This window comes from Micromonospora sp. NPDC051925 (assembly GCF_044548625.1).
Taxonomy (GTDB): Bacteria; Actinomycetota; Actinomycetes; order Mycobacteriales; family Micromonosporaceae; genus Micromonospora.
In genome coordinates, this window is record NZ_JBIUCH010000015.1 from 49,075 (window position 1) to 74,254 (window position 25,180).

28 protein-coding genes are annotated in these 25,180 nt (G+C 72.5%); 10 read left to right on the top strand and 18 right to left on the bottom strand.

Annotated features, from left to right (window positions below):
- Positions 1-281 precede the first annotated feature (281 nt).
- Genes ACIG87_RS20910 through ACIG87_RS20920 form a run of 3 tightly spaced genes read right to left on the bottom strand, consistent with a single transcriptional unit; the run spans position 282 to position 2,919 of the window.
- Positions 282-1,262, bottom strand: coding sequence for a hypothetical protein (locus ACIG87_RS20910; protein WP_396852463.1), 981 nt, complete (start codon positions 1,260-1,262; stop codon positions 282-284).
- Positions 1,259-2,617 carry a hypothetical protein gene (locus tag ACIG87_RS20915; RefSeq protein WP_396852465.1) on the bottom strand — a complete coding sequence of 453 codons (1,359 nt, stop codon included), beginning with the start codon at positions 2,615-2,617 and terminating at the stop codon, positions 1,259-1,261. Before ACIG87_RS20915 ends, ACIG87_RS20910 begins: the two co-directional genes overlap by 4 nt.
- Complete coding sequence (locus tag ACIG87_RS20920) at positions 2,614-2,919, bottom strand: DUF6403 family protein (RefSeq protein WP_396852467.1); 306 nt, start codon at positions 2,917-2,919, stop codon at positions 2,614-2,616. Before ACIG87_RS20920 ends, ACIG87_RS20915 begins: the two co-directional genes overlap by 4 nt.
- 343 nt (positions 2,920-3,262) lie before the next feature.
- Between ACIG87_RS20920 and ACIG87_RS20925 the strand changes: the two genes are divergently transcribed.
- Positions 3,263-3,532, top strand: a complete 270-nt coding sequence (locus ACIG87_RS20925) for a hypothetical protein (RefSeq protein ID WP_396852468.1) — start codon at positions 3,263-3,265, stop codon at positions 3,530-3,532.
- Positions 3,532-4,569, top strand: a complete 1,038-nt coding sequence (locus ACIG87_RS20930) for a hypothetical protein (protein ID WP_396852470.1) — start codon at positions 3,532-3,534, stop codon at positions 4,567-4,569. The genes ACIG87_RS20925 and ACIG87_RS20930 overlap by 1 nt, the downstream gene beginning before the upstream one ends.
- On the opposite strand, the gene ACIG87_RS20935 is transcribed toward ACIG87_RS20930, so the two are convergent.
- Complete coding sequence (locus tag ACIG87_RS20935; protein WP_396852651.1) at positions 4,484-4,909, bottom strand: acyl-CoA dehydrogenase family protein; 426 nt, start codon at positions 4,907-4,909, stop codon at positions 4,484-4,486. The two genes, ACIG87_RS20930 and ACIG87_RS20935, sit on opposite strands and share 86 nt — an antisense overlap.
- Before the next feature lie 44 nt (positions 4,910-4,953).
- Here ACIG87_RS20935 and ACIG87_RS20940 point away from each other — a divergent pair, with 44 nt between their 5' ends.
- Positions 4,954-5,883 (top strand): LLM class F420-dependent oxidoreductase, encoded by a 930-nt coding sequence (locus tag ACIG87_RS20940; RefSeq protein WP_396852472.1) that lies wholly within the window; start codon positions 4,954-4,956, stop codon positions 5,881-5,883.
- A 149-nt stretch (positions 5,884-6,032) separates the two neighbouring features.
- Here the strand turns inward: ACIG87_RS20940 and ACIG87_RS20945 are convergent, their stop codons facing one another.
- Complete coding sequence (locus ACIG87_RS20945; RefSeq protein WP_396852474.1) at positions 6,033-6,413, bottom strand: hypothetical protein; 381 nt, start codon at positions 6,411-6,413, stop codon at positions 6,033-6,035.
- 255 nt (positions 6,414-6,668) lie between these two features.
- Between ACIG87_RS20945 and ACIG87_RS20950 the strand changes: the two genes are divergently transcribed.
- A complete protein-coding gene (locus ACIG87_RS20950) occupies positions 6,669-7,916 on the top strand; it encodes an FAD-binding protein (RefSeq protein ID WP_396852476.1) in 1,248 nt (415 codons plus the stop codon).
- A gap of 136 nt (positions 7,917-8,052) precedes the next feature.
- Here the strand turns inward: ACIG87_RS20950 and ACIG87_RS20955 are convergent, their stop codons facing one another.
- From ACIG87_RS20955 to ACIG87_RS20970, 4 genes are read right to left on the bottom strand one after another with little or no spacing between them, the layout of a single operon-like run.
- A complete protein-coding gene (locus ACIG87_RS20955) occupies positions 8,053-8,664 on the bottom strand; it encodes a phosphatase PAP2 family protein (RefSeq protein WP_396852477.1) in 612 nt (203 codons plus the stop codon).
- Positions 8,661-9,926, bottom strand: a complete 1,266-nt coding sequence (locus tag ACIG87_RS20960; RefSeq protein WP_396852479.1) for an MAB_1171c family putative transporter — start codon at positions 9,924-9,926, stop codon at positions 8,661-8,663. Before ACIG87_RS20960 ends, ACIG87_RS20955 begins: the two co-directional genes overlap by 4 nt.
- The gene (locus ACIG87_RS20965; protein ID WP_396852481.1) at positions 9,847-10,374 is read right to left on the bottom strand and encodes a hypothetical protein; all 528 of its coding nucleotides are present in this window, start codon (positions 10,372-10,374) and stop codon (positions 9,847-9,849) included. The genes ACIG87_RS20960 and ACIG87_RS20965 overlap by 80 nt, the downstream gene beginning before the upstream one ends.
- A complete protein-coding gene (locus tag ACIG87_RS20970; RefSeq protein ID WP_396852483.1) occupies positions 10,350-10,835 on the bottom strand; it encodes a hypothetical protein in 486 nt (161 codons plus the stop codon). Before ACIG87_RS20970 ends, ACIG87_RS20965 begins: the two co-directional genes overlap by 25 nt.
- Before the next feature lie 186 nt (positions 10,836-11,021).
- On the opposite strand from ACIG87_RS20970, the gene ACIG87_RS20975 reads away from it, so the two are divergent.
- Positions 11,022-11,888, top strand: coding sequence for a helix-turn-helix domain-containing protein (locus ACIG87_RS20975; RefSeq protein WP_396852484.1), 867 nt, complete (start codon positions 11,022-11,024; stop codon positions 11,886-11,888).
- Here ACIG87_RS20975 and ACIG87_RS20980 read toward each other — a convergent pair.
- Positions 11,885-13,024 carry a site-2 protease family protein gene (locus ACIG87_RS20980; RefSeq protein ID WP_396852485.1) on the bottom strand — a complete coding sequence of 380 codons (1,140 nt, stop codon included), beginning with the start codon at positions 13,022-13,024 and terminating at the stop codon, positions 11,885-11,887. The two genes, ACIG87_RS20975 and ACIG87_RS20980, sit on opposite strands and share 4 nt — an antisense overlap.
- Before the next feature lie 254 nt (positions 13,025-13,278).
- Between ACIG87_RS20980 and ACIG87_RS20985 the strand changes: the two genes are divergently transcribed.
- The 4 genes from ACIG87_RS20985 to ACIG87_RS21000 all read left to right on the top strand — a co-directional run bounded on the left by ACIG87_RS20985 (position 13,279) and on the right by ACIG87_RS21000 (position 17,678).
- Entirely contained in the window at positions 13,279-15,264 is a 1,986-nt protein-coding gene (locus tag ACIG87_RS20985) for a pyridoxal phosphate-dependent decarboxylase family protein (RefSeq protein ID WP_396852486.1), read from the top strand.
- A gap of 245 nt (positions 15,265-15,509) precedes the next feature.
- The gene (locus tag ACIG87_RS20990) at positions 15,510-16,166 is read left to right on the top strand and encodes a hemerythrin domain-containing protein (protein ID WP_396852487.1); all 657 of its coding nucleotides are present in this window, start codon (positions 15,510-15,512) and stop codon (positions 16,164-16,166) included.
- 39 nt (positions 16,167-16,205) lie between these two features.
- Complete coding sequence (locus ACIG87_RS20995; RefSeq protein WP_396852489.1) at positions 16,206-17,075, top strand: ATP-binding cassette domain-containing protein; 870 nt, start codon at positions 16,206-16,208, stop codon at positions 17,073-17,075.
- A gap of 33 nt (positions 17,076-17,108) precedes the next feature.
- Positions 17,109-17,678: a DUF1772 domain-containing protein gene (locus ACIG87_RS21000; protein ID WP_396852490.1), complete on the top strand. Its 570-nt coding sequence runs from the start codon at positions 17,109-17,111 to the stop codon at positions 17,676-17,678.
- 160 nt (positions 17,679-17,838) lie between these two features.
- On the opposite strand, the gene ACIG87_RS21005 is transcribed toward ACIG87_RS21000, so the two are convergent.
- Both ACIG87_RS21005 and ACIG87_RS21010 read right to left on the bottom strand, forming a co-directional pair.
- A complete protein-coding gene (locus ACIG87_RS21005) occupies positions 17,839-18,513 on the bottom strand; it encodes a 4'-phosphopantetheinyl transferase (RefSeq protein WP_396852492.1) in 675 nt (224 codons plus the stop codon).
- A complete protein-coding gene (locus tag ACIG87_RS21010) occupies positions 18,510-18,980 on the bottom strand; it encodes a DUF1772 domain-containing protein (RefSeq protein ID WP_396852493.1) in 471 nt (156 codons plus the stop codon). Before ACIG87_RS21010 ends, ACIG87_RS21005 begins: the two co-directional genes overlap by 4 nt.
- A 124-nt stretch (positions 18,981-19,104) precedes the next feature.
- On the opposite strand from ACIG87_RS21010, the gene ACIG87_RS21015 reads away from it, so the two are divergent.
- Positions 19,105-20,334, top strand: coding sequence for an AraC family transcriptional regulator (locus ACIG87_RS21015; RefSeq protein WP_396852494.1), 1,230 nt, complete (start codon positions 19,105-19,107; stop codon positions 20,332-20,334).
- Between the two features lie 25 nt (positions 20,335-20,359).
- On the opposite strand, the gene ACIG87_RS21020 is transcribed toward ACIG87_RS21015, so the two are convergent.
- Genes ACIG87_RS21020 through ACIG87_RS21045 form a run of 6 tightly spaced genes read right to left on the bottom strand, consistent with a single transcriptional unit; the run spans position 20,360 to position 25,178 of the window.
- On the bottom strand, positions 20,360-21,067 hold the full coding sequence (locus ACIG87_RS21020; protein ID WP_396852495.1) for a hypothetical protein: 708 nt from the start codon (positions 21,065-21,067) through the stop codon (positions 20,360-20,362).
- Positions 21,064-21,783, bottom strand: a complete 720-nt coding sequence (locus tag ACIG87_RS21025) for a hypothetical protein (protein WP_396852496.1) — start codon at positions 21,781-21,783, stop codon at positions 21,064-21,066. Before ACIG87_RS21025 ends, ACIG87_RS21020 begins: the two co-directional genes overlap by 4 nt.
- Positions 21,784-21,794: 11 nt before the next feature.
- Positions 21,795-22,934 carry an acyl-CoA dehydrogenase family protein gene (locus tag ACIG87_RS21030; protein WP_396852498.1) on the bottom strand — a complete coding sequence of 380 codons (1,140 nt, stop codon included), beginning with the start codon at positions 22,932-22,934 and terminating at the stop codon, positions 21,795-21,797.
- A 9-nt stretch (positions 22,935-22,943) separates the two neighbouring features.
- On the bottom strand, positions 22,944-23,318 hold the full coding sequence (locus ACIG87_RS21035) for an ectoine synthase (protein WP_396852499.1): 375 nt from the start codon (positions 23,316-23,318) through the stop codon (positions 22,944-22,946).
- A gap of 2 nt (positions 23,319-23,320) precedes the next feature.
- Positions 23,321-24,139, bottom strand: a complete 819-nt coding sequence (trpA, locus tag ACIG87_RS21040; protein ID WP_396852500.1) for a tryptophan synthase subunit alpha — start codon at positions 24,137-24,139, stop codon at positions 23,321-23,323.
- Positions 24,132-25,178: an anthranilate phosphoribosyltransferase gene (locus ACIG87_RS21045; protein WP_396852502.1), complete on the bottom strand. Its 1,047-nt coding sequence runs from the start codon at positions 25,176-25,178 to the stop codon at positions 24,132-24,134. Before ACIG87_RS21045 ends, trpA begins: the two co-directional genes overlap by 8 nt.
- Between the last annotated feature and the right edge of the window lie 2 nt (positions 25,179-25,180).

Below are 25,180 nucleotides of genomic sequence, written 5' to 3' on the forward strand. Positions count from 1 at the left end.
AGGGGCGGTCTCAGCGTTCTCCACCCTCCCGTGCGGCCATCGGACGAACCCGAACACACTACGAAGCAGGTCACCGCCAGCGCCATAGCAGGGCGTACCGCACCTGGCGTCCGTCCGGCCACCTCCGACGTCGCCCGGTCCACCCGACCCGTCGGTGTTCGCGCTGCTGACCTGGTCTTCACCCCGCGGAACCAACGGACCCGGGAGGGTCGGGGCGGTGCTGGTCAGTCGCGCTTCGGACACTGACCGCAGCGGTACGCCCGGCGGCTGCCGCGCCACACCTACGAGCCGTTCGGCTCCGACCGTCCATCGGCCAGCACCAGGGCCTGCCGGCTCAACGACTCGACGCGCCCGGTCAGCGCCCGCACGGCCTCCTCGTCGGCATCGTCCAGGGTCGCCAGCCGGTCGAGCAGCGCGGCATGGTCGGAGGTCAACTTCCGGTAGCGCCGAGCGAAGCGCTTGTCGTCGTCACCGCCACCCCTCCGGCCGCGCGACCGGGCGTACCACTGGTCGAGGTCGATGATCTGCTGGGCCAGACCGGCGGTGGCGGCGCTGAGCGCGCTGCGGCTGTCGGTGACCTCGTCGCGGCGGACCCGACGGGCCGCTGCCAGTCGACCTGCCCGCCGGCCGCCGAGGTAGAGCGCCGCCGCCGCGCCGACGACGCCCACCACCGCCGAGATCGCGAGCAGGAAGCGGGGCAGCGACGGGCTGATCGTCCGGGCGCCATCGGGTACGGTGCCGGCCTTGACCAGTCGGTCGTAGTTGACCGCGATGATCTTCAGGGCCTCCAGGGGACGGTCGGCGAAGGTGTCGATGCCCCGGCCGATGGTCAGCTCCGCCGCGGCGGCCCGGCCGAGGTTCTTCTTGTCGCGTCCGGGGATGAGGGCGCAGCCGTAGGTGTCGTAGTCGTCCCCGTCGCGGCTGAGCACCAGCACCACGGTCCCGTCGGCGGCCTGCCGGACCTGTCGGCAGGTGCCCCGCAGGTCGACGCCGGGGGAGCGCAGCACCACCACCAGCCGGCGGTTGCCGATGATCCGCTCCGCCGCCGCCCGGTCCACGTCCAGCCCGGGGTCGGCGTAGAACGACGAGGTGCGGACCTGGCGGGCGACCGGGCCGTCCAGCGCACCTCCGGTCCACGCCGCCCAGCCGGCCAGCACCAGGCAGGCCAGGACGGCAAGGCCGAAGGGGGTGCCGAGCAGGCCGGCGAGGCGCTGCCGCCGGGAGCGCCCGACACCGGCCCGTCGTGGTGCGGAACGTGTCACGACAGCCTGCCCCGCAGATAGTTGTCCGGGCGGTAACTGGCGATGCCGACCTGACGGGCGGTGTCGTCCAACTCGGCCGTCGCCTCGTCGAGCAGGGTGCGTACGTGCCGGGCGGGCAGCTCCTCGTCCCATGCCGACCGGGCGGCCTGGAGCTTGACGATGCCCCGGGTCAGCGCCGGGTTGCTGCGGGCGTCGGTCAACAGGGACACCTCGACGGCCAGCGCGGTCAACCCGGCCAGCCGCGCCGGGGTGCCGTCCCGTCGGATCCCCGGGCCACCGTCGGGGCGGCGCAGCGACCGGGCCGACAGGAGAAGGAACGCCGCCACACAGCCCGCGAAGAGCCAGGGCAGCGCGGGCAGCGCCACCCGCAGCGGATCGACCGGCCGGTACGGCAGCGGTCGCTCGAACAGGCCGGCGTAGCGGATGTCGGTGACCCGGTTGAGGTAGGCGTTCAACACGTTGCGCTGCGGATAGTCGGAGCGGCTGAGCAGGCCGGCGTACTGGCCGTAGAAGCTCGCCCCGGCCAGCTCCGCGAAGTCCGTCGCGCCGGGGCCGTGGTACTCGATCCAGAGGCCGTACAGCACGACGATCGGTCGGCCGGGGAAAAGTCCGGCGAGGGCCGGGCCGTACCGGGGCAGCGGGTCGCCGAACCGCTGCGGGGGCAGCGCGACGTACCAGGCGCCGTCCGGGAAGGCGTTGCGTGAGGCGGTCCCGGGCACGCCGGTGAGGGTGGCGCCGGGGGCGACGTGCAGCCCGGTCGACTTCAGGTCGGCGGTGACGGCGGTCAGTTCGGCGTCGCTCGGCTCGCGCCAGCGCAGCTCGTCGCGGTCGGTAGGGGCGGGTTCCTTACGGAGCGCAGTGATCAGGGTGACCAGTTGGTCGGTCACGTCCCCGGTGGCGAACTGGGCCCGCCAGCCGGGCAGCCTGTCGGCGGTGGCCTGGTACAGCCCACCGCTGACCTCGGTGCCGATCACCCGGATCGTCGCGTTCTCCACGTCCCGGAGCCGGTCACGCTCGTCCTTGTCGAGCCCGGGTGGGGCGACCAGGATCCGGGTTCCGTCGCCGGCCGCCGCCCGGACCCGCTGCTCGTCCCAGTACGCCACCGAGCCCGGCAGGCGTACCACCGGCGCGGCGGCCACCAGCGCGGTCATCTCGGCCACCGACGGCACGGTGGCCCGGTCGGGCTCGCCGGCCGTACCCTCGTCGACCCCGGATGACGACGACGGCGACCGGCCGTAGCTCACGTCGACGCTCTGCCGCTGGGCGAGCAGGAACACCACCAGGACGACCACGGCGACCCCGAGCAGCGTCCAGCGCAGCGGCTCCGACCAGCGGCGGTACGTGCGGGCGTTCATCGGTGCTCCCGCCACAGCCGGTCCGCCCGGCGGGCGTGCTCGGCTGCGGCCCGCGCCGCACTCGTCCCGCCGCGTCCGCCCGCGAGCGACTCGGCGTGGGCGAACAACCGCTCCGCCTCGGGTACCCGCTCCGAGGCGGCGTCCCGGCTGACGGCGGCGCTGTCGATCGCCGCGCGGGCGGTCGACCACGCGGTCCGCTGCTCCCTCACCCGGGCCCGCCGGCGGGGTAACAGGGTGGTCGCGACGCCCGCACCCACCAGCAGCACCGCGCCGACCAGCCAGAACAGGTAGGGGTGTGCCATGCGCTCCAGCCGTCCGACGAGGTCCGGGGTCCGCCCGGGGTGGTCCGACCGAGTCTCGCTGATCGGGTCAACCCGCCCCGCACCGCCCCTGTGCCCACCCCACCCACCGACCCTGACTGGCGGATACCCGACAGGACGCCGAGGACCGGTGGGTAGCACTGTTTATGCAGGTGAATGGGGGTGTTCCCGGTGGGCGTGGCCCACCCCTGCGGCCGGTCGGGCGACAGCCGAGCACCCGTCGGCCGCTATCACCAGAACCGGACAACGACGTCACCACCTCCGGCCGGAGAGCGTCGTGACCCGTCGCGCGTCCGACCGGGCGAGCAAGAGAGGAGGGGCCGGGATGACCGCTCCCACCGTGACCGCCAGCCTCAACGCGTCGACCTACGCAGCGGGTGACCTGATGACCCTCACCATCAGCTACGCCGACCCGGACACCCGACCCGTGACCGTCACCATCGTGGTGACCGACCCGCAGGGCAACAGCAGCGCCCCGGTGCGCGTCACCGCGGTGATCGACCCGCTCACCGTCGGCGTCACCGACGACTCCGGTCGGGCCTGGACGAAGGTCTCGGACACCGGGGCGATCGCGGTGTTCCGGACGGTGGCGTGATGCCCCGGGTCACCGTGATCGTGGGCGACCACGGTGGGCGCACTGCCAGCGCGGCTGTCGACTACACCGTCGTCGCGCCGGTGTGGGGCGGCTACTACCTCTCCGGCAACGCCGACCCGACGGCGGACCTGGTGGGCGGGAACTTCCGCTCGCTGACCCAGTACCGCAGCCTCGCCGACGGGTACACCTTCCCCGGTTACCAGAAGACCTGGCTGCTCAGCCTGGGCCGGGCCGGGATCGCGCTCAACATGGTGCTGGAGCTGAAGCACTACGGCAACGCCAACACCGGAGCGCAGACGTTCACCGTCGACGGGGCGACCTGGACCGTGCCGCCACCGTCGATGACCATCCAGCAGCGTCCCGGGACGACCTGGCCGAAGGCGTACGGGTACGGCCAGGTGCTCGCCGGCCACTGCGACGGGCTGCTCGCCCGTGCGCTGTCGCAGTACCGGACGATGGGCTTCGGGGTGAACATCCAACTCGCCTCCGAACTGGACACCGATCACGAGTTCGGCACCACCGAGTCCGGGGTGTCGTACACCTGGGCGCAGTCGGACGCCCGTGCGGTGCAGGCGCTGACGTACGTGGTCAACTGGTTCAGGGCCCGGGGCCTGCCGGCCGGCACCACCTTCTCGGTCGGCGCGGGCGGCTTCGACCGGGCCTGCTACCAGCGCACCCATCCGGAGGCGCTGATGGCCCGGCTGGACTTCCTCCAGTGGAACGTCTACGCGACCGACCCCACGCACACCGCGTTGGGCCGGTTCCGCCGGACGAGGGACTGGGCGGTGGCCGACCTCGGGCCGGTGGCCCTGTCCCGACCGGTGCTCATCGCCGAGTGGGGGGTGCGGGTCGCCGAGTTTCCCGACCAGGCGGCCTGGATCGCCACCGTGCCGGCGGCGCTGACCCGGCTCAACGCGGAGCGTGGGCCCCGGATCACGCGGACGAACTACTTCAACTCCGGCTGGGGCACCCTGGTGCCGAAGGACGCCGGACTGGCCGCCCTCCGTGCCGCGTACGCGAGCAGGCCGTTCGGCTGACGGTGGCCGTCCGCCGGCCACCCGGAGGAGACGGCGGACGGCGGCCGATGGCCGGTGGCCCGAAGCGGTCGCGGGGCAGCATCGCCAGCAGCTGTGGGGTCTCCGCGCCGATCATCACGGTCCACCCGGTCGACCCGTCGGCCCGGGCCAGCGTCTCCAACACGGTCATGCCGGTACGCAGATCCACCTCGTACCCGCCGTGGCTGCGGGGGACGAACATCCGGAAGCAGCCGGCGGTGCGCAGCGCGTCGAGCAGGTCGGCGGGGATCTCCCGGGCCTGTTCGATGTCGGCCGCCCGGGTGGTCAGTTCCGGCGTCAGCCGGCGTACGGCGTGGAGCAGGTCGGTGCGCTGCCGGTGGCCGCCCGGCTCCCTATGCTCAGGGCATGGAACTGCGGATCTTCACCGAACCCCAGCAGGGCGCGAGCTACGACCAGCTGCTCGCCGTGGCCCGCGCCGCCGAGGACGCCGGCTACGGCGCGTTCTTCCGGTCCGACCACTACCTGGCGATGGGGTCGTCCAGCGGTGAACCCGGCCCCACCGACGCCTGGACCACCCTGGCGGGACTGGCCCGGGACACCTCCCGGATCCGGCTCGGCACGTTGATGTCGGCGGCCACCTTCCGGCTGCCCGGCCCGCTCGCCATCACCGTCGCCCAGGTCGACCAGATGAGCGGCGGCCGGGTCGAGCTGGGCATCGGCGCCGGCTGGTACGCCGAGGAGCACACCGCCTACGGCATCCCGTTCCCGTCGGTGGGGGAGCGCTTCGACCGGCTGGAGGAGCAGCTCGCCGTCATCACCGGGCTGTGGGCGACGCCGGCCGGCGAGACGTTCGACTTCGCCGGGCGGTACTACCCGGTCGGCAACTCCCCGGCGTTGCCCAAGCCGGTGCAGCAGCCCCGCCCGCCGATCCTGCTCGGCGGCAAGGGGCCCAGGCGCACCCCGCGCCTGGCCGCCCGGTACGCCGACGAGTTCAACCTGCCCTTCGTCTCGATCGACGAGACGGTTTCCCAGTTCGGGCGGGTCCGGGCCGCCTGCGCCGAGATCGGCCGTGACCCGGGCACCCTGCGCTGGTCCAACGCGCTGGTGCTCTGCTGCGGCCGGGACGACGCCGAGGTGGCCCGGCGGGCCGCCGTGATCGGACGGGAACCGGCCGAGCTGCGCGAGAACGGCCTCGCCGGCACTCCCGCCGAACTGGTCGACAAGATCGGCCGGTTCGCCGCCGCCGGCAGCGAGCGGATCTACCTCCAACTGCTCGACCTGGCCGACCTGGACCAACTGGAGCTGGTCGCCGCCGAGGTGATGCCGCAGCTGTGAGGCCCGCGGGCGTGGCCGGGCCGCCGCCCCGCCGGGTGCTGCCGGGGGCCGGCCGGAGGGTCGCTCCGCCGGCTCCGGCCAGCGGGGGTGGCCGGGTCAGGTCGGTCTGCGGGGCGGTCAGCCGGGTCAGGCCGGTCTGCGGGGCGCGGTCAGCGGGCGCGGGTGACCCGGCCGGGCTCGCGCAGCACCGTGTCCAACCGGCCGTCCCGGTCGCTGTCCAGGTAGGTGATGTCCGGTACGCCGTCACCGTCGAGGTCGAACTGGACCACGTCGGCGATCCCGTCCCCGTCGAGGTCGGTCACCACCTGCGTCGACCCGTCCAGGTGGTGGGTGACGATCGAGTGCGCGCCGGTGTCCACCGGGCGGGGTGTCGGGCCGGGGTCCGGTGCCCGCCGGGGTGCCGGGGCGGCCTGCTCCGGGTACGCCGTCGGCGGTGCGCTCGCCGGGTCCAGGCCGACCCCGGTCGGGTCGATCTCCTCCTCCGACGGGTAGACGTCACCGTGCAGGATGGGGTCGCGGTAGCTGCTCATCGACCCATGGTTCCCCGTGGACACCACCGACAACCGCGCCGCATCACGCAGCGGACCCGCGCCCGTGCGGGACCGCCCCGGGACGACGACCCCCGTGGGGGTGCTCCGCGACGACGACCCCCGTGGGCTGCGGTCCGTGCCGACCGACCCGTGGGGTGCGGTCGACTCCGATTGCGCCGTCGGCCTGCGCGGGTACAGTTCCGGCGTGGTCGACATACGGGTGGGACGCGCCGCACGGCTCGGGGACGGCACCTCGTGAGCGGCGTCCCGCGCCGTAACTGGGCCGGCAACGTCCGCTACGCCGCCCGCGCCTTCCACCAGCCGACCTCGCTGGACGAGCTGCGCCGGCTGGTCGCCGGCAGCGATCGGCTCCGGGCGGTCGGCAGCGGCCACTCCTTCAACAGGTTCGGTGACACCACCGGTGACCTGGTTTCGCTGGCCGGCCTGCCGCCCACCGTCGAGATCGACCGGGAGCGCGGCACGGTCACCGTCGCCGCCGGGCTGCGCTACGGGGACGTGGCGACCCGGCTGCACGACGAAGGGCTGGCCCTGGCCAACCTCGCCTCGCTGCCGCACATCTCGGTGGCCGGCGCGATCGCCACCGGCACCCACGGCTCCGGTGACGGCAACCGCAACCTGGCCGCCGCCGTGGCCGGTCTGGAACTGGTCACCGCCGACGGCGACCTGCTCACCGTCGGCCGGGCCGACGGCGACCGGTTCGCCGGCCTGGTGGTCTCCCTCGGCGCGCTCGGCGTCGTCACCCGGGTCACCCTGGACGTGCTGCCGACCTTCGCCGTCCGCCAGTACGTCCGCGAGGGCCTGCCCGTCGAGGCCCTGGACGCGGCGTTCGCCTCGGCGTACAGCGTCAGTGGGTTCACCTCGTGGCGGTCGTCGACCATCGACCAGGTCTGGCGCAAGCAGCTCGCCGACGCCCCACCGCCGGAGGCGGACTGGCTCGGCACCACCCCCGCCGAGCGGCCGGCGCACCCGGTGCCCGGCATGGACCCGGTCAACTGCACCCTCCAGTTCGGCGAGCCCGGCCCGTGGCACGAGCGGCTGCCGCACTTCCGGCTGGGCTTCGTGCCGAGCAGCGGCGACGAGCTGCAATCCGAGTACCACCTGCCCCGGGCGGCGGGAGCCGACGCGCTGGCCGCGTTGGACGACATGCGGGACCGGATCGCCGCCGTGTTGCAGATCTGCGAGCTGCGTACCGTCGCCGCGGACGAGCTGTGGCTCAGCCCCAACCAGGGGCGCGACACGCTGGCCGTGCACTTCACCTGGGTCGACGACGCGGCGGCGGTGCAGCCGGTGCTGGCCGAGGTCGAGGCCCGGCTGGCCCCGTTCGCCCCCCGCCCGCACTGGGGCAAGGTCTTCAGCATCGAACCGGCCGAGGTCGCCGCGACCTTCCCCCGGTACGCCGACTTCGCCGCCCTGCTCGGCGAACTGGACCCGGCCGGCACGTTCCGTACCCCGCTGCTGGACCGCTACTTCCCGCGCGACTGACGGCGTCGGCTGCCGAGCCGACCCCTGCGCGTGCCGGGTGGCGGTCTGTCCGGGCTGTGGGAGCGTCCCGCACCCACCCCCGTCGCGGCACGGGACACTCCTACACCCCGGACAGCACCACCGGTCGACGTGCCGCTCAGACGACAGCCGGGTAGACGCCCGCCGCGAGCACCGCGCCGGTGGCCGCGCCGGCGACCACCTGGGCGACGGTGTGCGCGCCGAGGTGCACCCGGGACCAACCGATCAGCGACACGACCAGCACCCCGACGGTAAACGCCGGCCCGACCAGCAGGACCAGGACGGTGAGCGCACCGGCGGAGACGCCCGTGTGGGCGCTCATCTTCCACACCTGGTTGACGGCGGTGGTGCCGGCCAGCACGGCCAGCATCACGGCGATCACGGCGATCAGCGGCCGAGGGGCGCCCAGGGCCACGAACAGGACCAGACCGACGGCGACCGACGCGATACCGACCAGCAGCACGCCTCTGCGCTGCTCCCGGCGGCTGATGTGATGGTCGGTGACCCGGCCGGTGTGCTTGGCGTAGAGGATCGCCCCGAACGGCACCACGGCCGTGAACAGCGCCGCGAGCGCTCCCCAACCGAGGCCGGCGAGGACGGTCCGGGCGGCGACCACCGCGACGACGACCGGCATGACCGCCGCCCACACGGCGGGCTGGAGTATCTCGGTGACGGCCTGGGCGATCCGGGTCGGGGTGCGGGTGACGCCGATGGTGGCCTGCTCGGTCACTGTTGTCCTACCTCATTCTGACGTCGTGGACCCGATGGAGGGGCGGTACGGGCGTGGGCATGTTCGGCGCGGACGTCCGCCACGACCGGTGACCGGGCCAGGGCCCGCGACACCCTGCCCAGCCAGACCACCTCGCTGGTGAGGTCTGCTCCTCCGGCCTCGACCCTGCCGGTGTCGACCGGATCGTCCCCGGCGGCCTTGGCGTCGAGGGCCACCACGACGACCGCGGCCTCCACGGTCGCCAGCAGGTCGCGTCCGTCCATGCCGGCGAGGCGGCCGAGCTGGATCGCGCGGTCCCGTACCGCGCTGTCGAACCACGGGGTGAGCTGGAGGTAGCCGTCGCGGATCTCCAGGACCCGGCGGGACAGGCTGCGGCCGTCACCCAGCCAACTGGTCGTCCAGGCCATCGCGCGCCCCCACCGGTGCGTCGGACGGGGCTGCCGACGGGGAATGGCCGGGTGGGCCTGGACGATCGCCCGCCAGAGCGGCTCCATCCGCTCGCACTGGTGTGCGTCGTGGGCACGGCGCAGGGCGGCCGAGGCGGCTGCGGCGGTGCCGGGCACGGCGGAGCCGGCGGCGAAGAGCCCGATGCCGGTCAGTTGACTGGTCATGGTGACGTACGTCCACCCGGTGCCGGCGTCGATGCCGAGCTGCCCGGCGATGGCCACCGCCATGACCGTGACCGAGTAGCCGAGGCTGATCAGCCCGCCGGCGGCGAACATCCGCAGCCCGACGCGGGTGACCGGTCGGGTGGTGACGCGAGCGGCGTAGCGCAGCGACAGGCGGGCCAGCTCGATCAGGGCGTAGGTGAGGATTCCGCCGAACACGGTCATGTAGATCGCGATCGGCAGTTGCCGATGGTACGTCGCGAACCAGTCGCCCTCCGTGCTGGGTGTCTGGGCGATCAGGAACAACGCCACGAGGACGACGGTGGCCGTGCACGCGAGCAACTGCCGCCGCCGGACGGCCCGTCGGGTGGTCCCGGGGCTACGCGTCCAGTACGCGAGCATGCACAACACGGCGATGGCTGCCCACATCGTGAGGGCGTGGGCGATGATCCTGCTGACGTGGGGAACCCCGATCAGGTCGTCGATCGCGTCGTCGACGCCGGGGGCGACGGCGGTGAGGGCGAGGGCGAGGCAGAACAGGCTGCCTCCCAGCCAGGTGCGTGCGGGGACGTGCTCACGGCCACCGCGCAGGGTGGAGGCGGTGTATATGGCGGCGTACAGCGCCACGGAGGCCACGAGGGCGGTGAAGATCATCGGTGGGGGTGCCCGTTCCGAAGGTGTCGATGACACGGAGTACGTCGTCCGGCTCCAGGGGTGGGGGTGCCGGGGGTGACGCCGCGCGGCGGAGGATCATCTCGGCGAACTCGTCGGCCTCGAACTCGTGCCGCCGGTCGTAGGGGCGGCGGCTGACCCGCCCGTCGAGCTCGGCGAGGTCCCGCGACGGATGCCCGAGCCACATGTGTGCGACCTCGTGCAACACGATCGCGGTCTGCTTGAACGGACCGCTGCGCGCCGGGTAGGCGATGTAGTCCGCCCGGGACGTGGCGACCCACAGGCCGTGCAGGACGCTACCGTGCATCTCGACGGCCAGGAGGTGGATGGGACGGTCCCGCTCCCTGGCTACCTGCCCGACGAGGGCCGTGAGGTCCCAGGGGGTGGGCAGGGTCAGCCGGGAGATCAGTCGCGCTGCTCGGCGGTCCATCGCTCCCCGTCGACTCTGTCGGCGTCCCCGGTCACGGCGTGACCGCCGATCTGATCCTCGATCCGCTGGATCTGGGCCAGCACGGCGATCACAGTGGCCTTGACCTGGGCCAAGTCCTCGCCGACAGTGTTCGCCGCCACGTGCTGCACCCCGAGATCGGCCATCCGGCGGCCCAGTTCACCCTGCGTCGCGCCGGCGGCGGGCAGGAAGAAGAAGTTCGGTTCGACCTCGAAGAACGATGCGAGCACGTTGATCGTCTCCCAGGTCGGCCCGCGACTGCGGCTACCGCCCTGCTTGGGATTGCGCAGATTGTGGAGCTGTGCGCGGGACAGCCCACAGCGGGCTCCGACCTCGGAGTTCTCCCACCGCAGACCACCCGGCCGGCGCGCGACCTCGAACAGGTGATTGAGTCGTGCGGCGAACAGCTCGTCAGGAGGTTCCTCGACCACCTGACAGATCATTCCAACTCCAACACCGAGCGTCAAACACATTGGACGCATCGTCCGGTGTTCCGTCCAATCCAGTTGACGGGCTGCTGTCCGGAGACCGTGTCCTCCACTCCGGCACCCGATCGCCGCGGGCGGCAGAAGTCGGGATCGCGTCCTCCCGGCTGCCTGGCGTGGAACGTGTACATGGAAGGAGATCAGGTGCTGGACCGGCTGAACGAGGCCCTGGCGCACGTGGAGCGCCATCTCGACGAACCGATCGAGGTGGCCGACCTCGCGCGGATCACGCTCACCTCGGAGTACCACTTCCGGCGGATGTTCTCGGCACTGGCCGGGATGCCGCTGTCGGAGTACGTCCGCAGGCGACGGCTCACCGTCGCCGCGGCCGAGGTGCTGGCGGACGACCGGACGTTGCTCGACGTCGCGGTCCGCCACGGGTACGGCTCGACCGAGGCGTTCACCCGGGCGTTCCGGGCGATGCACGGGGTCGGACCGGGGGAGGCGCGGCGCACGGGGGCCGCGCTGAACTCCCAGCAGCGATTGTCCTTCCGACTCGTCGTCGAAGGGAGTGGCAGCATGCGATACCGGGTGGTGGAGAAGCCGGCGTTCCGGCTGGTGGGCCTGCGGGCCAGGGTGCCCCTGGTCCACCAGGGGATGAACCCGGCGATCGTGACCTTCGTCAAGGGCATCCCGCCGGAGACGACGGCGCGGATCAAGGCGCTGTCGGACCAGGAACCCGGGGGCATCGTCAACGTCAGCGACACGCTCGGCGAGGACCGTTCCGAGGGCGTCGAGCTGGACTACTGGTACGGCGCGGTGACCGGGGCGGACGTGCCGGACGACCTGGAGTCGCGGGACGTGCCGGCGGGGAGCTGGGCGGTCTTCGAGTCCTCCGGCGAGTTCCCGGCGGCCGTGCAGAACCTGTGGCGGGACGTGTTCACCCAGTGGTTCCCGTCCAACCCGTACCGGAGCCGGCCCGGCCCGGAGATCTCCAGCACCCGCATCTCGGCCGACGGTGCCCACGCCGACGCCGCGCTGTGGATTCCGGTGGAGCGGGCCGCCGCCTAACGGCGTCCGGCGGGGTGGTCGCGGAGGCTGCCGCGCTGTACGGCGCGGCTGATATCGCTGGGGGAGACGATGCCGACGAGGTGGTCGCCGGCCACCACCAGGGCACGGCCGTCGGTGCACCCGCTGAGCCGGGGGAGCAGATCGTTGAGCTGCTCCTCCGGCCGGGCCAGCACCAGATCGTCGGCCCGGCAGGCCACCTCGGCCAGGGTGGTGACGCCCCGGCGGTCGGCCGGGATGCCGCGTACCCGGTCCAGGGTGACCAGGCCGATCGGCCGGCCGTCCTCGGTCAGCGGCAACGCCGTGTGCCGGTACACGAAGAGGTAGTGGTCGACGAAGTCGGCGACCGTCATCTCCGCCGAGGCGGTCTGCGGCTGGGGGGTCATCACGTCACCGACCCGGATGCCGGACAGCGCGCTGCCCATCCGGGCCTGGCGCTCCTCCACCCCGGCCGCGCCGATCAGGAACCAGCCGATCAGCGCCAACCAGATCCCGCCGACCCCGAACCCGGCCAGGAACTGCCAGATGCCCAGGCCGATCAGCAGTACGCCGAGCACCCAGCCGGCGCGGGCGGCCAGCACCGACGCCCTGGTCCGGTCGCCGGTGGCCTTCCACACGGCGGCCCGCAGCAGCCGACCACCGTCCAGCGGGGCGGCCGGCAGGACGTTGAAGACCGCCAGCAGCACGTTGATCCCGGCCAGCCAGGACAGCGCGCCGAGCAGCAGCCCGCCCTGCCCGGCCAGCGCCAGCAGCACCGCGATCCCCCCGAAGAAGAACCCGAGGATCAGGCTGACCAGCGGGCCGATCCCGGCGATGCGCAGCTCCGCGCCCGGGTCGGGGGCCTCGCCGCGCAGCTCGGCGACGCCGCCGAAGAGCCACAGCGTGATCCCCTCCACCTGGAGGCCGTTGCGTTTCGCCACCACCGCGTGGGACACCTCGTGGGCCAGCAGGCCGACGAAGAAGACCACCGCCGCCGACAGGCCGGCCAGCAGGTACGCCCAGCCGGGCCGGTCGGGGTACGAGCGGGGGAACTGGTTGGCCGACAGCAACCACGCGATCAGCACGAAGATGACCAGGACGCTCCAGTTGACCCCGACGGGTACCCCCGCGATCCGGCCAAGCCGGAAGCTCGCCCTCATGCCCCCGTCATACCCGGCAACGGTGCTCCCATGCCAGGGCGGGAGAGCCCGTCGAGCACCGACGCGGCCGTCGGCTCCGGCCGGCGGGCGGTACTGATCCTGCGAGAAGGCGCAGACCGGCGGATCGGCGACACCGCGCCGGTCAGGGGCCGTGTTGCGGCCCTATTGCGGCGGCTACAACATGCTTGTCGTCGATTACCAAGGGTTGTTTAGCGGTGCTACCAAGGTTTGTTTTGCCCGTGCGGGGAGGACTGTTGGACCTGCAGTACTGGCTGGGGCGCGCGGTCGAGGCGGTGGACGAGTGGGCGGCGCAGTTCGGCTCGTTCGCCCCCCACCCAGTGCAGGAGATCGGCGACCAACAGTTCGGTGAGGCGTTCGGTGTCTTCACCCGGCGGCTGCGCGACAACTATCCCTTTTTCCACCCCCGCTACGCCGGGCAGATGGTGAAGCCGCCGCACCCGGCCGCGGTGGTCGGCTACCTGACCGCGATGCTGTTGAACCCGAACAACCAGGCCCGGGACGGTGGGCCGGCGACCACGGACATGGAACGTGAGGTGGTGGCCCAGCTCGGGCAGATGTTCGGCCTGTCGGCGGTGCTCGGCCACCTGACGACCAGCGGCACCGTCGCGAACCTGGAGGCGCTCTGGGTGGGCCGGGAGATCCACCCCGGCCAGGGGGTGGCGTTCAGTGCGGAGAGCCACTTCACCCACACCCGGGCGTGTCGGCTGCTCGGCGTCGAGGCGCACGCCGTGCCGGCCGGCGACGACGGTCGGATCGACCTGGACGCGCTGGAGAGTCTGCTGCGGCGCGGCCGGATCGGCACGGTCGTGCTGACCGCCGGCACGACGGGCACCGGCGCGGTCGACGCGATCGACGAGGCGCTGGCGCTCAGGGAGCGGTACGGCGTGCGGTTGCACGTCGACGCCGCCTACGGCGGGTTCTTCGCCCTGCTCGCCGAGAGCGGCGCGGTCCGCCCCGAGCCCTGGGCTGCCATCCGGCACTGCGACTCGGTGGTGGTCGACCCGCACAAGCACGGCCTCCAGCCGTACGGCTGCGGGGCCGTGCTCTTCGCTGACCCGTCGGTGGCGCGGCACTACCTGCACGACTCGCCGCACACCTACCTCGCGCCGGGCGACCTGCCGGTGGGGGGCGTCGGCCTGGAGTGTTCCCGGGCGGGCGCGGCGGCGGCGGCGCTGTGGTTGACACTCCGGCTGCTGCCGCCGACCCCGGAAGGGCTCGGCCAGGTTCTCGCCGTGACCCGGCGCACCGCGCTGCGCTGGGCCGACCTCATCGAGGCGTCCACCCACCTGCGCCTGCACCAGCGGCCCGACCTCGACATCGTCACCTACTTCCCGCGGGCATCCTCGTTGTCGGCGGTGGAGCGGGCCACCCGTCGGGTGCTGCGCGACGGCATGCACGACCTGGCGGATCCGGTCTACCTGAGCATGATGCGGGTCGACGCGGAGGTGTTCGGCCGCCGCCACCCGGCCATCGTCCGGGACGCCCCGCAGAGTCAGGTGCTGCGGAGCGTCCTGATGAAGCCCGAGGCGGAGACCCACCTCACCGCGCTGCACGACCGGATCGAGGAGCTCGTCGCCGAGAAGGGGCGCTCGGTGCGCGTCCTGGAATCCGCACCCCCGGACCCGGTGGTGCCGCGCGTCCGCCCGGGTACCCGGGCGGACCGCGGACCGCTGGTGGCGCTGCTCGCCGCGGCGCTCCACAGCAACCCCGTGATGGAGTGGGTCATCCCCGACCCACGCCGGCGCGAGGCGCTGGTGCCGGCCTTCTTCCGCTCCTTCTACGACCGATGCCTGGCCGGGGGCGGGGTGTACACCACGGACGAGCTCGATGCGGTGTTGCTGGCGGTGGGCCCCGACGAGCCGGCGGGGTACGACACCTTCCCGGCCCGGCTGGCGGAGAGCGTCGAGGAGCGTGCGGACGCGTTGCGCGCCCTGCGCGCCCTGCAGGATCGGCAGCGGCCCCGCACGCCGCACTGGCAGGTCGCCTTCGCCGGGGTGGCGCCCGGGTGCCGGCGGCGCGGGCTGGACGCGGACCTGCTCGCCTCGCTGCTCAGCCGGTGCGACGAGAGCGGTGTCCCGACCTACACCGAGGCGAGTTCGCCCAGCGGACAGACGGACGCCCGACGGTACGGGTTCGTTCCGGTGGGCGAGGAGATCCGGTTGCCGGGCGGCCCGACCCTGCGACCGATGTGGCGGGAACCCCGTGTTCGTGCCTGCTGAGCCGAGCTGCGACGTCCTGCCCAAGCAGCCTAGACGTCCGCACATGCAGTTGAGTCACGCAGCTATGGCTGCCGATCCGGCGGGTGACTGTACTGGTGTGGTGACTGGCGAGCCGCGATGGGGCTCGGGGGGCAGTGGGCCGTCGGCCACGTCGATCTTCATGACTACGCCCGTGGCACCGCCGCCACCGGTGCGTGAGGTCGACCGTCCGTCAACGATCGTCACTGTGGAGGGGGAACGTCCCGATGACCAGGAGCACACCAGTATCCACTGAGCACGGGTTGGTCGGCCTGCCGGACCACGTGCTGGGCTTCGGGATGATGCACGTCGCGATGCGACGCGACGCGCGCCGTCTCGTGCACGCCGCCGCCAACCCCTCGCCGGCGGTGGCCGACTGGTGGGATCACGTCCGTTCCATCATCGACTGGCACCACCGCAGCGAGGACGCCGTGCTCTGGCCGCAGCTGCGCCGGCTCGTGCCCGGGTTCCGGGCCCGGGAGCAGCGCATGCACGGCGACCACCGGGAGCTGGACCGGGCGATGGCTGAGGTGTCCTCGGTGCTCTCCGCCTGGCGGGAGCCGGACGAGGGGATCGCGGTCGGGCTGCGCTTCGAGTCGGTGCTCCGGGAGCACCTGCGGGTGGAGGAGAGCATCGTCCTGCCGATCTTCGCCGACGAGCTCTCGGTCGCCGCGTATCTCGACATCGAGCGTCAGGTCCTGGCATCGGCGCCGTTCTCCGTGATGACGCTGCTCCAGTCCTGGATGTCCGACGGCGCGGACGCGGTCACGGTGGCCCGGATGGCGGCGGGGATCCCGCCGCCGGTCCGGCTGCTCGGCCGCACCGTGTTGCGGCGTCGCTACCAGCGCATGGTCCGGCCGGTGCTGTCGGCGCCGCCGAGTTGAGCCTGTTATGTGTTGACTGCTGGAGGGGGAGCCTGACACATGGAGATATCTGATCGTCATCTGTCCGATCCGGACAGGATGCCGGTCCTGAAGGGCGAGCCGCGTCGGGGAGGACGCGCGGCGCGTCGCCGTTCCCGTAAGAACCAGCACCGCGAACCGGTATCGGACCATTCCCGGCGGCGGCGCAAGTCCATCGGCCACGAGGTACGGCAGCCCGACCGGCTGGGCGACACGGTGCTGCTCTGCAAGGACCTGTCGCAGGACCTCGACGACCAGCCGGTGCTACGTCGGGTGGCGTTCGAGATCCGGGCCGGTAGGGCGTACGCGGTGACCGGCGGTGCGGGATCGGGCAAGACCACACTGGTCCGGGCGGTCTGCGGTCTGCTCGCCCCGACCGGTGGCTCGGTGCTCCTGCGGGGCAGGCCCGTCGACCGGATGGACCCGGAGACGCTGGGCCGGTCCGTCAGCTACGTCCGACACAGCGTGGCCACCGTGGCCGCGGCGTCGGTGGCGGAGACCGTGCGCTTCTGGGGCCGCCTGTCCGGCCTGTCACGGGCGGCGGCGCAGGAACGGACGGTCGAGGTCCTGGAGCGATTCGACCTGACGGACCTGGCCGACCGGCCTTTCGACGACTGTACGTCCGGGGTGCAGCGGGAGGTGAGCCTGGCGGTGGCGTTGCTGCGCCGGCCGGCCCTGCTGGTGCTCGACGAACCGTGCCGTCGGGTGGACGCCGGCACCCAGGACCGGCTGATCCGTAACCTGCGGTCCCTCCGGGACGAGGGGGTGGCGCTGCTGTACGCCAGCCGCGACACGGACCAGGCGCACCGCGTCGGCGACCATGTCGGTGTGCTGCGGGACGGATGGCTCTCCTGGGACATCTGCCCGGAACAACGGAGTCCGGCCGCGTGACCGGGCGTCGACCAGAGAAAGAGGAGTGAGAGCATGTCCTACCCGCCGAACCTGGCACCCGTTCCACCCATGGCCGCCACTGTCTCGGGAGGTGCTCGGGCCGCAGGGCTCACCGTGGGGGCCTCCACCACGCTGATGGGGTTGATGGCGGGCCTCTTCTGGGGGTTCGACATCTCGGTGATGCCGGGGCTCGCGGACTCCGACGACCTCACCTTCGTCACCGCGATGCAGAACATCAACGCGGCGATCGAGAACGTGCTCTTCGGGGCCGTCTTCGTCGGCGCCTTCGTGCTCCCGGCCATCGCCACGGTGCTGCTGTTCAGCACCGCCCGACGCGCGGCGGCGGCCTGGACGCTCGTGGCGGTGGCCTGCTACCTGGTGACGCTGGCGCTCACCATGGGGGTGGAGGTCCCGCTGAACGACCGACTCGCCGCGGCCGGTGACCCGAGTCGGATCACCGATCTCGCCGCGGTCCGTGCCGACTTCGAGGGGCTCTGGGTGGGGGTCAACGTGGCGCGGACGCTCACCTGCACGGCCGCCGTCGTCTGCCTGTCCCGGGCCCTGGTGTTGTACGGCCGGAAGAACCCGCTCGCTCGCGGCTGAGCGGACCTGACGTCACCACGCGCCGCCCGGCGTCGGCGGCGCGCGGCTGACCTGCGGGTTCCGAGCTCGATGGCCGTCCGGCCACCACGACCGGGCGGCCCTGCGCATGTCGGCGCTGCCCGCGTGCCGGGTCGGATCGGGCCGGTGGAAGAGAACGCCGTCAGACCGGCACGGTGACCGTCGCCAGCAGCAGCCCGTAGCTGGCCAACCAGCAACCGTCGAGTCGGGCGGGCATCGTCGGTGTCGGGGTCACCAGGCCGGCGGTGAGCGTGCCGTCGGGTCTGATCCGTACGTCGGCGTCGGCGAAGCCCAACCATCGGCCGGTCACCGGGAACCAGGCCTTGTAGACCGCCTCCTTGGCGCAGAAGAGCAACCTGTCCCAGGGCACTGCCGGGTCGTCCTCGGCCAGCGCCGCCAGGTGCGCGGTCTCGGCGGCGGAGGCGACCATGCCGAGGACACCGCGAGGCAGGGGCAGGGCCGGTTCCGCGTCGATGCCGAGGCTGAGTAGCAGGTTCCGGGAAGCCACCGCGGCGGCGCGGTAACCGGCGCAGTGCGTCATGCTTCCGACCACACCGGCCGGCCACGCCGGCGCCCGGCCCGGACCGGGCAGGATCGGCGCCGGCGCGACACCGAGCTGGGCCAGCGCCTGACGGGCGCAGGCCCGGACCGTGGTGAACTCCCGGCGGCGCTTGGGGCCGGCGCGGAGCAGCAGCGCCTGTTCCTCGGGGAACAGTGTGCTCTCCGGCACGTCGTGGTACGCCTCGGCGTGGCAGACCTGCGGCGGCAGGATCCGACCGATCAGGCTGTGATCGGGGCTGGTGGCACGGGTGGTCATGCCGAGGAGAGGGCTATGCAGAAGCACGCGAAGGCGGCCAGGCAGGTGAGTGTGCGTAGCGTGTGCCAGCGTACCCACGGCTTCTCGAAGCCCTGCCGGACCGTCCGTGGGTCGGCCAGCCGTTCGGCCGGCCCCGCCCGGTCCAGGCGGTTGTTGAGCGGAATGTTGATCACGAACGTTATCGCCAGGGTGACCACGTACGCGGTGAATCCGGCGATCAGCCAGCTGCGCAGGCCGGGTCGGTCGGGGTGCCACCAGAGCGTGCCGGCCCCGCTGACCAGCGCACCCAGGAAGACCAGGGCGAACAGGCCGTTCTGGATGGCGCTGTTGATGCGCTGCATGACCCGGATGAACGTCGGGTCGTCGAGTCGGGCCAGCGCGGGCATCACCGCGCAGGAGAACCCGAAGAAGATGCCGGCCATCACGCCTGTCGTCACCGTGGCGACGAGCAGTACCACTGCCGACATCTGTCCTCCTCAACCGGGCTGCACCGACGCCGCGCCGAACTCGTCCCGTACGTTAATCCGCCTGCCACCGAATGATCCATGGCTCTGCGGCTCACGGGCATGTGTGAACGTCTATCATCTGGGGATGGGCGCACTCGCCGAGCTGCTCGACCAGTCCCGGGCCCGCGGAGCCTTCCTGCTTCGGTCGATCCTCACCGCTCCGTGGTCCCTGCGTATCGAGGACAGGGCACCGCTGTCGTTGGTGACGATGATCCGCGGGCACGCCTGGATCGTGCCCGACGGCGGCGAGCCGGTGCGGATCGAACCGGGCGACGCGGCCCTGCTGCGTGGCCCGGACTGCTACACCCTGGCCGATCAGCCCGGCCGCCCGGTGCAGATCGTCGTCCACGCCGGGCAGCGGTGCACCACGCTCCAGGGCAGCGACCTGGCCGAGGTGATGCGGCTCGGCGTCCGGACCTGGGGCGAGGACAGCGCCGAGACCTCCGTCATGCTCAGTGGGACGTACCAGCTGGACAGCGAGATCAGTCAACGGCTGATGCGCATGCTGCCTCCGGTGCTGACGCGCACGCTCGGCCCCGCCGACGCCCCGCTGATCGAACTGCTCGGCCGGGAGGTCGTACGGGACGAGCCGGGTCAGGAGTTGATCCTGGACCGGCTGCTGGACCTGGTGCTGGTCAGCGTCCTGCGCTCCTGGCTGTCCAGCGAAGAGGCGCCGAAAGCCGGCTGGTACCACGCCCAGCACGATCCGGTGGTCGGTCCGGCGATCCGGCTGCTGCACGCCGAGCCCGCATACCCGTGGACGGTGGCGAACCTGGCCGCGAAGGTCGGGGTGTCCCGGGCGGCGCTGGCCCGACGGTTCACCGCCCTGCTCGACGAGGGGCCGATCAGCTACCTGACCAGTTGGCGCCTGGACCTCGCCGCCGACCTGCTCCGGGAGAGCGACGACACGGTGGCGGCGGTGGCTCGGCAGGTCGGTTACGGCAGCGCGTTCGCGCTGAGCACCGCCTTCAAACGGGTCCGCGGGGTCAGTCCGCAGGAGCACCGGCAGGCGAACCGGCCGAACGGCCGGCTCGAGCCGGCGACGCGGGTGCTGCAGCAGGTCGAGGCCGTCACGTCGCAGGACAGCCCGCATCGTCGGCGGTCGGTCCGCAGGTCGGGCGTCGACTCGCACGTCGCCCCGGCGCGGCGGAGCCCTGGACGGCGGACCCTGGCCGGGCTGCACGAGGAACCCGGACAGCGCACCGAGCTGCTGGCAGTGCCGATCGAACGCCCGATCGCCGGCCCGGACCGGGAGCTGACCACCTGGGCGGCCGACCAGCGGGTGGTGGAGCCGCCGTCCGTCCCGGACCGGTAGCGGTCGGGGCGGGCCCTCGCGGCGCTCAGACCGGGCCGGAGACCCGGCCCGCGCGGGCGGCGTCCAGGTCGGCCAGCCAGCCGGTCAGCCGGTCGGCACGGAGCAGCGAACTGCCGATGAGCAGGCCCCGGAATCCGGCGTCGAGCAGGCCGGCGGCCACCTCGGGCCGCTCGATCCCGCTGGCGCTGACGGGGCACGGGGTGCCCGTCCGGACCAGTTCGGGGAGCATGCGGAGACTGCGTCCCACGTCCCCTGCGTCGCGTTCCCGGTTGCGGATGTCCTTGTTGTTGACGGCGATCACGCAGGACGCCGGCTCGGGGATCGCCGCCAGCTCCGGCTCGGAGGTCACCTCGACGAAGGGCGTCAGCCCGATCGTGTGGCAGGCGTCGACAAGGTTGCCCAGCGTGCCGCGGGGCAGCAGGCCCGCGGTCAGCAGCACGGCCGAGACACCGAGGCGGTGTGCGGTGCGCAGCTGCTCGCGTCTGGTGATGAAGTCCTTCTGCAGCAACGGCAGCCCGGTCAGCCGGCGTACCTCGCGCAGCAGCTCCTCGTCGCCGCCGAACCAGCGTCCGGTGACCACCGAGACACAGGCGGCGGTGGCGTCGAAGGCGGCGACGTGCTCGGCCACGGTGCGTCCGCCGAGCAGCTCCGCGCCGTGGCCGTCGTGCCTCTTGATCTCCATGATCAGCGGCCGTCGGGCACCGAGCAGCGTGTCGGTGAAGTCGGTGGTCATCGGTCCTCCCTGGGTGGTCCGGTCCGCCACCGGGCGGCCAGGGCCGTCACCAGCTCCGGCCGGAAGCGGCGGGTGTCGTCCCGGGCCGCCGTGTCGACGTCGACGCCGTGCATGCGGGGATGGGCGGTGATCGCCTCGTACTCGTCGACGTTGTCCGCGGTGAGGCCGCCGGCCAGCAGGAACGGCCGGTCGAAGGCGTCGACCAGCTCGGCGGCGACGTCGCCGGACAACCGTTGCCCGGTGCTGCCGACCCGACCGTCGGCGGTGGCCGTGTCGAGCAGGAAGACATCGGTGCCGGCCCGGACGTACGCCGGGATGAAACGCCGTTCCACGCACTCGGTGCCGCGGACGTGCAGCACCTTGACCACGGTCGTCGCCGGGTCGATCGCGGCGCGGAGCGCGCGGACCATGCCCGGCGTCTGGTACGCGTGCAGCTGCACCCAGCGGATCCCGCTCTGCCGCAGCACCTCCGCGAGCCGCTCGGCGTCGGAGTCGAAGGTGACCAGCACCGGCTCCAACCGGCCGGTGGCGCGGACCGTGGCGGCCAGTTCGACCAGCCGGGCCACGGGCAGGTCCGCCGGGCCCCCGGGTATGCCCCACCAGAGCCCGACGAGGTCGGCGCCCGCGGCGGCGAGCGGTCCGACCTCGTCGGGCGTGGTGATGCCGCAGACCTTCAGCAGCCGGTGCCGCCGTCCGGCGGTGCCTACAGTCGTCACGGCGGTTCCCCTCACAGTCCCAGCATCGAGGCGATGCGGTTGTACTGGATCTCGTTGGTGCCGGAGTAGATCGGGCCCGCGACGGCGTTGCGGACCTCCTTCTCCAGCCCGGACTCGGTCAGGTATCCGCCGCCGCCGAAGATCTGCACCGCGTCGAGCGCGCTGGACAGGTTGCTCTCGCTGGTGAGCAGCTTGGCCACCGCGATGTCCACGGTGGCTGCCGCGCCACCGGCGACCTTCTCCCCGGTGTCGTAGAGCCACTTGCGGGCCGTCTCCAGACGGATCTTCATGTCGACGATCTTGTTGGCGATCGACTGGTACGACCCGATCGGTCGGCCGAACTGCTGCCGGGACTTCGCGTACGCGATGCAGCGGTCCAGCCGGTGACGCATCTCCCCGGCGTTGACGATGAACGAGAAGAGCACCTCACGCTTCATCACGTGGTCCAGGACGAGGAAGCCGCCGCCGACCCGGCCGACGACCCGGTTCGCCGGCACCCGGCACTCGTCGAGGAACACCTCACTCAGGGGCGAGCTGCGCAGACCCATCTTGGACATCGGCCGGCCGACGTCGAGGCCCGGGGTGTCCCGCTCGACGAGGAAGGCGGTGACGCCCAGCGGCCCACCGTCGGGGTGGGTGGCGGCGTAGATCATCAACAGGTCGGCGACCGGCCCGTTGCTGACGAACGTCTTGCTGCCGTTGAGCACCCAGGAGTCACCGTCGCGGCGGGCCCGGGTGCGCATCCGCAGCGCGTCGGAACCGCCCTCGGACTCGGTGATGGCATGCGCGCCGATCACCTCGCCGGAGCAGATCCTCGGCAGGTAGGTCTCCTTCTGCCAGGCCGTGCCGAACCGGTCGAGGGGAACGCCGACGCTGCACATCGTGGTCGTCACCGAAAAGTTCAGGCCACCGTCGCGGCAGCCCTCCCCGAGCCCTTCCAGCACGTACATGGTCGTGGGCAGATCCTGGCCGAGCCCTCCGTACCGCTCGTCGAACGGCAGCGCGAGGATGCCCGATTCGCTGATCAGCTTCCAACCCTCGGCCGGGAAGAGACCCTCGGCGTCGCGGTCGAGGTGTCCGGCGCTCAGGGCCTCGGTCCACCGGGCGAGACCCTCCCGTAGCGCCTTCTGGTCGGCGTTCCACTCGATCATGGCGGCTTCCTAGTAGTGGGAGAATTCGGCCTGGTCGAGGCGGTGCACCTCGTCGCCGTTGAGGGCGGGCGTGAACACACACACCAGGCGCAGGTCCTCGTGCGGGCTGGCCACCAGGTAGTGGGCGTCGTGCTTGTCGAGCGCGTACAGGGTGCCCGGGGTGATCGGGTGCGTCGTGCCGTCGAGGTCGATGACCTCGCCGGAGCCCTCGATGCAGTAGCAGGCCTCCAGGTGGTTGCGGTACTCCAGCCGGGACTTGGTGCCGGCACGGACCACGGTGTCGGTCACCGTGTAGCCCATCCCGTCCGCGGACAGCAGGAAGCGCCGGCTGATGCCGTTGCCCCAGTCCATGGTCTTCACGTTGTCGACGTGTCGGACGATCATCTCTACTCCCTAGATACGCTGAAGGGCGCGGCAGCGGGTTGCAGGTGACGGGCGAAGTCGCACAGGTCCTCGACCACGTCCCGCCGAGCGAGGAGTGATTCCTCGACTGTGGCGACCGCCGCGGATCCGACGATCGCCGCGTCAGCTCCGCACGCGTGCACGGCCGCGACATCCGCGCGGGTGCGTACGCCGAAACCGACGGCAATGGGGGCGGTGGTGAGCCCACGGAGGTGGGCGACAGAGGCTGCGAGGCCGTCGTAGCCGGCACCGGGACGGGTGCCGCTGCGGCCGTAGTGCGCTACCAGATAGAGGTACGCCGAGGCGTGGGTTGCTGCCTTCGCCATGGTCTGCGGTGTCGAGGTGCCGTGATAACACGTCGTCACCACGGGCAGCCCCGCCGCACGGGTGGCCGCCAGGTAGGGCTCGCTCAGCCGGGGCGGCAGCGCGTGCACCAGCAGGCCGTCCGCGCCGCTGTCGGCGATCTCCCGGATCGCCTCCGCCAGCGGGCGGCGCTTGAGGCTGTGGCTCCAGTCGGTCAGCAGGGCGATCCGCATCCGGCGAAGTCCGGGCCGGACCCGGGCGACGAGGGCCAGGACCGAGTCGAGGTCCGCCCCGGCGGCCAGCGCGCGCTGCGCCGAGCGTCGGATCACCGGACCGTCGGTCACCGAGTCGGGGAACGGCACGGCCAGTTCCAGGCAGTCGACGCCGACGTCGTCGAGGGCCGGTATCAGGTCCGCCAGCACCTCCAGCGGCGGGTCACCGGCGTTGAGGAACAGCGCCAGGCCGGGACCGTCGCCCCGGCCGGCGAAGAAGTCAGCCACGGGGCACCGCCCCGATCAGGCGGCCGGTCGTCGCGCTCCCGGCCCGGACCCGCTCGGCCAGGCCCCGGGCACTGCCGTCGTGGACCGACCGCCGGGCCGCCTCCACCGCCGCGTCCCACCCGGTGGCGTGCCCACCGGCGACCGCCAGCGCCGCCGCGTTGAGGCAGACCGCGTCGACGGCGGCCGGCGACCCCTCCCCGGCGAGTACGCCGAGGAAGTGCCCGACGAGTTCGTCGGGGTTGCCGACCGGCCGCAGCTCGTCCAGCCCGCCACCGCCCGAGGTGTGCTCACCGGGCCGGATCCGCAGGGTGCCACCACCGTGGTTGACCTGCACCACGTTGTCGGCGAACCCGAGCAGTTCGTCGGCGCCGACGTCGTTGGTGGTCAGCCAGATGGTCCGGTCCGCCGTCTCGGCGAGGGCCCGCAACTCGTCCAGCGGCGCGTGCGGCGACACCCCGGTCACCTGTGCCCCGACCGGCACCGCGGCGAGCATCGGCCCCAGCCCGTTGAGGAACCGGCCGAAGGGGCGCATGCCCACCGGCACGATGGTCCGGGCCAGCCGGGTCAGCACCTTCGGATAGACGAAGGGGCCGGCGAAGGCGATGCCGAACCGGTCCAACCACTCGGTGGTCTGCCCGTAGGAGGTGGTCAACCGGATCCCTAGCCGCTCCAGCAGGTCCACCGAGCCGTAGCTGCTGCTGTAGGCGCGGGAGCCGGTCTTCACCACCGGCACCCCCGTCGCGGCGGCGACGAAGGCGGCGGCGGTGGAGATGTTGAAGGTGGCCGGGCCGCCACCGGTGCCGACGATGTTCACCGCACCCGGCCAGCTGTCCTCGATCGCCGGCTGCCGCTCGTGCAGCGACGTCAGTAGCTGCCCGAGGGTGTCGGCGGACGGCAGGCGGGTGGCCAGGGACGCCAGGACCGACATCGCCTGCGCGCGGTCCAGCGCCCCCTCCTCCAGGTCGTCCCAGAGCGAGCGCCAGTGCGTCAGCTCGACCTGGGAACGTCCGTCGAGCAGCCGGGACAGGGCCTCGTGCATGA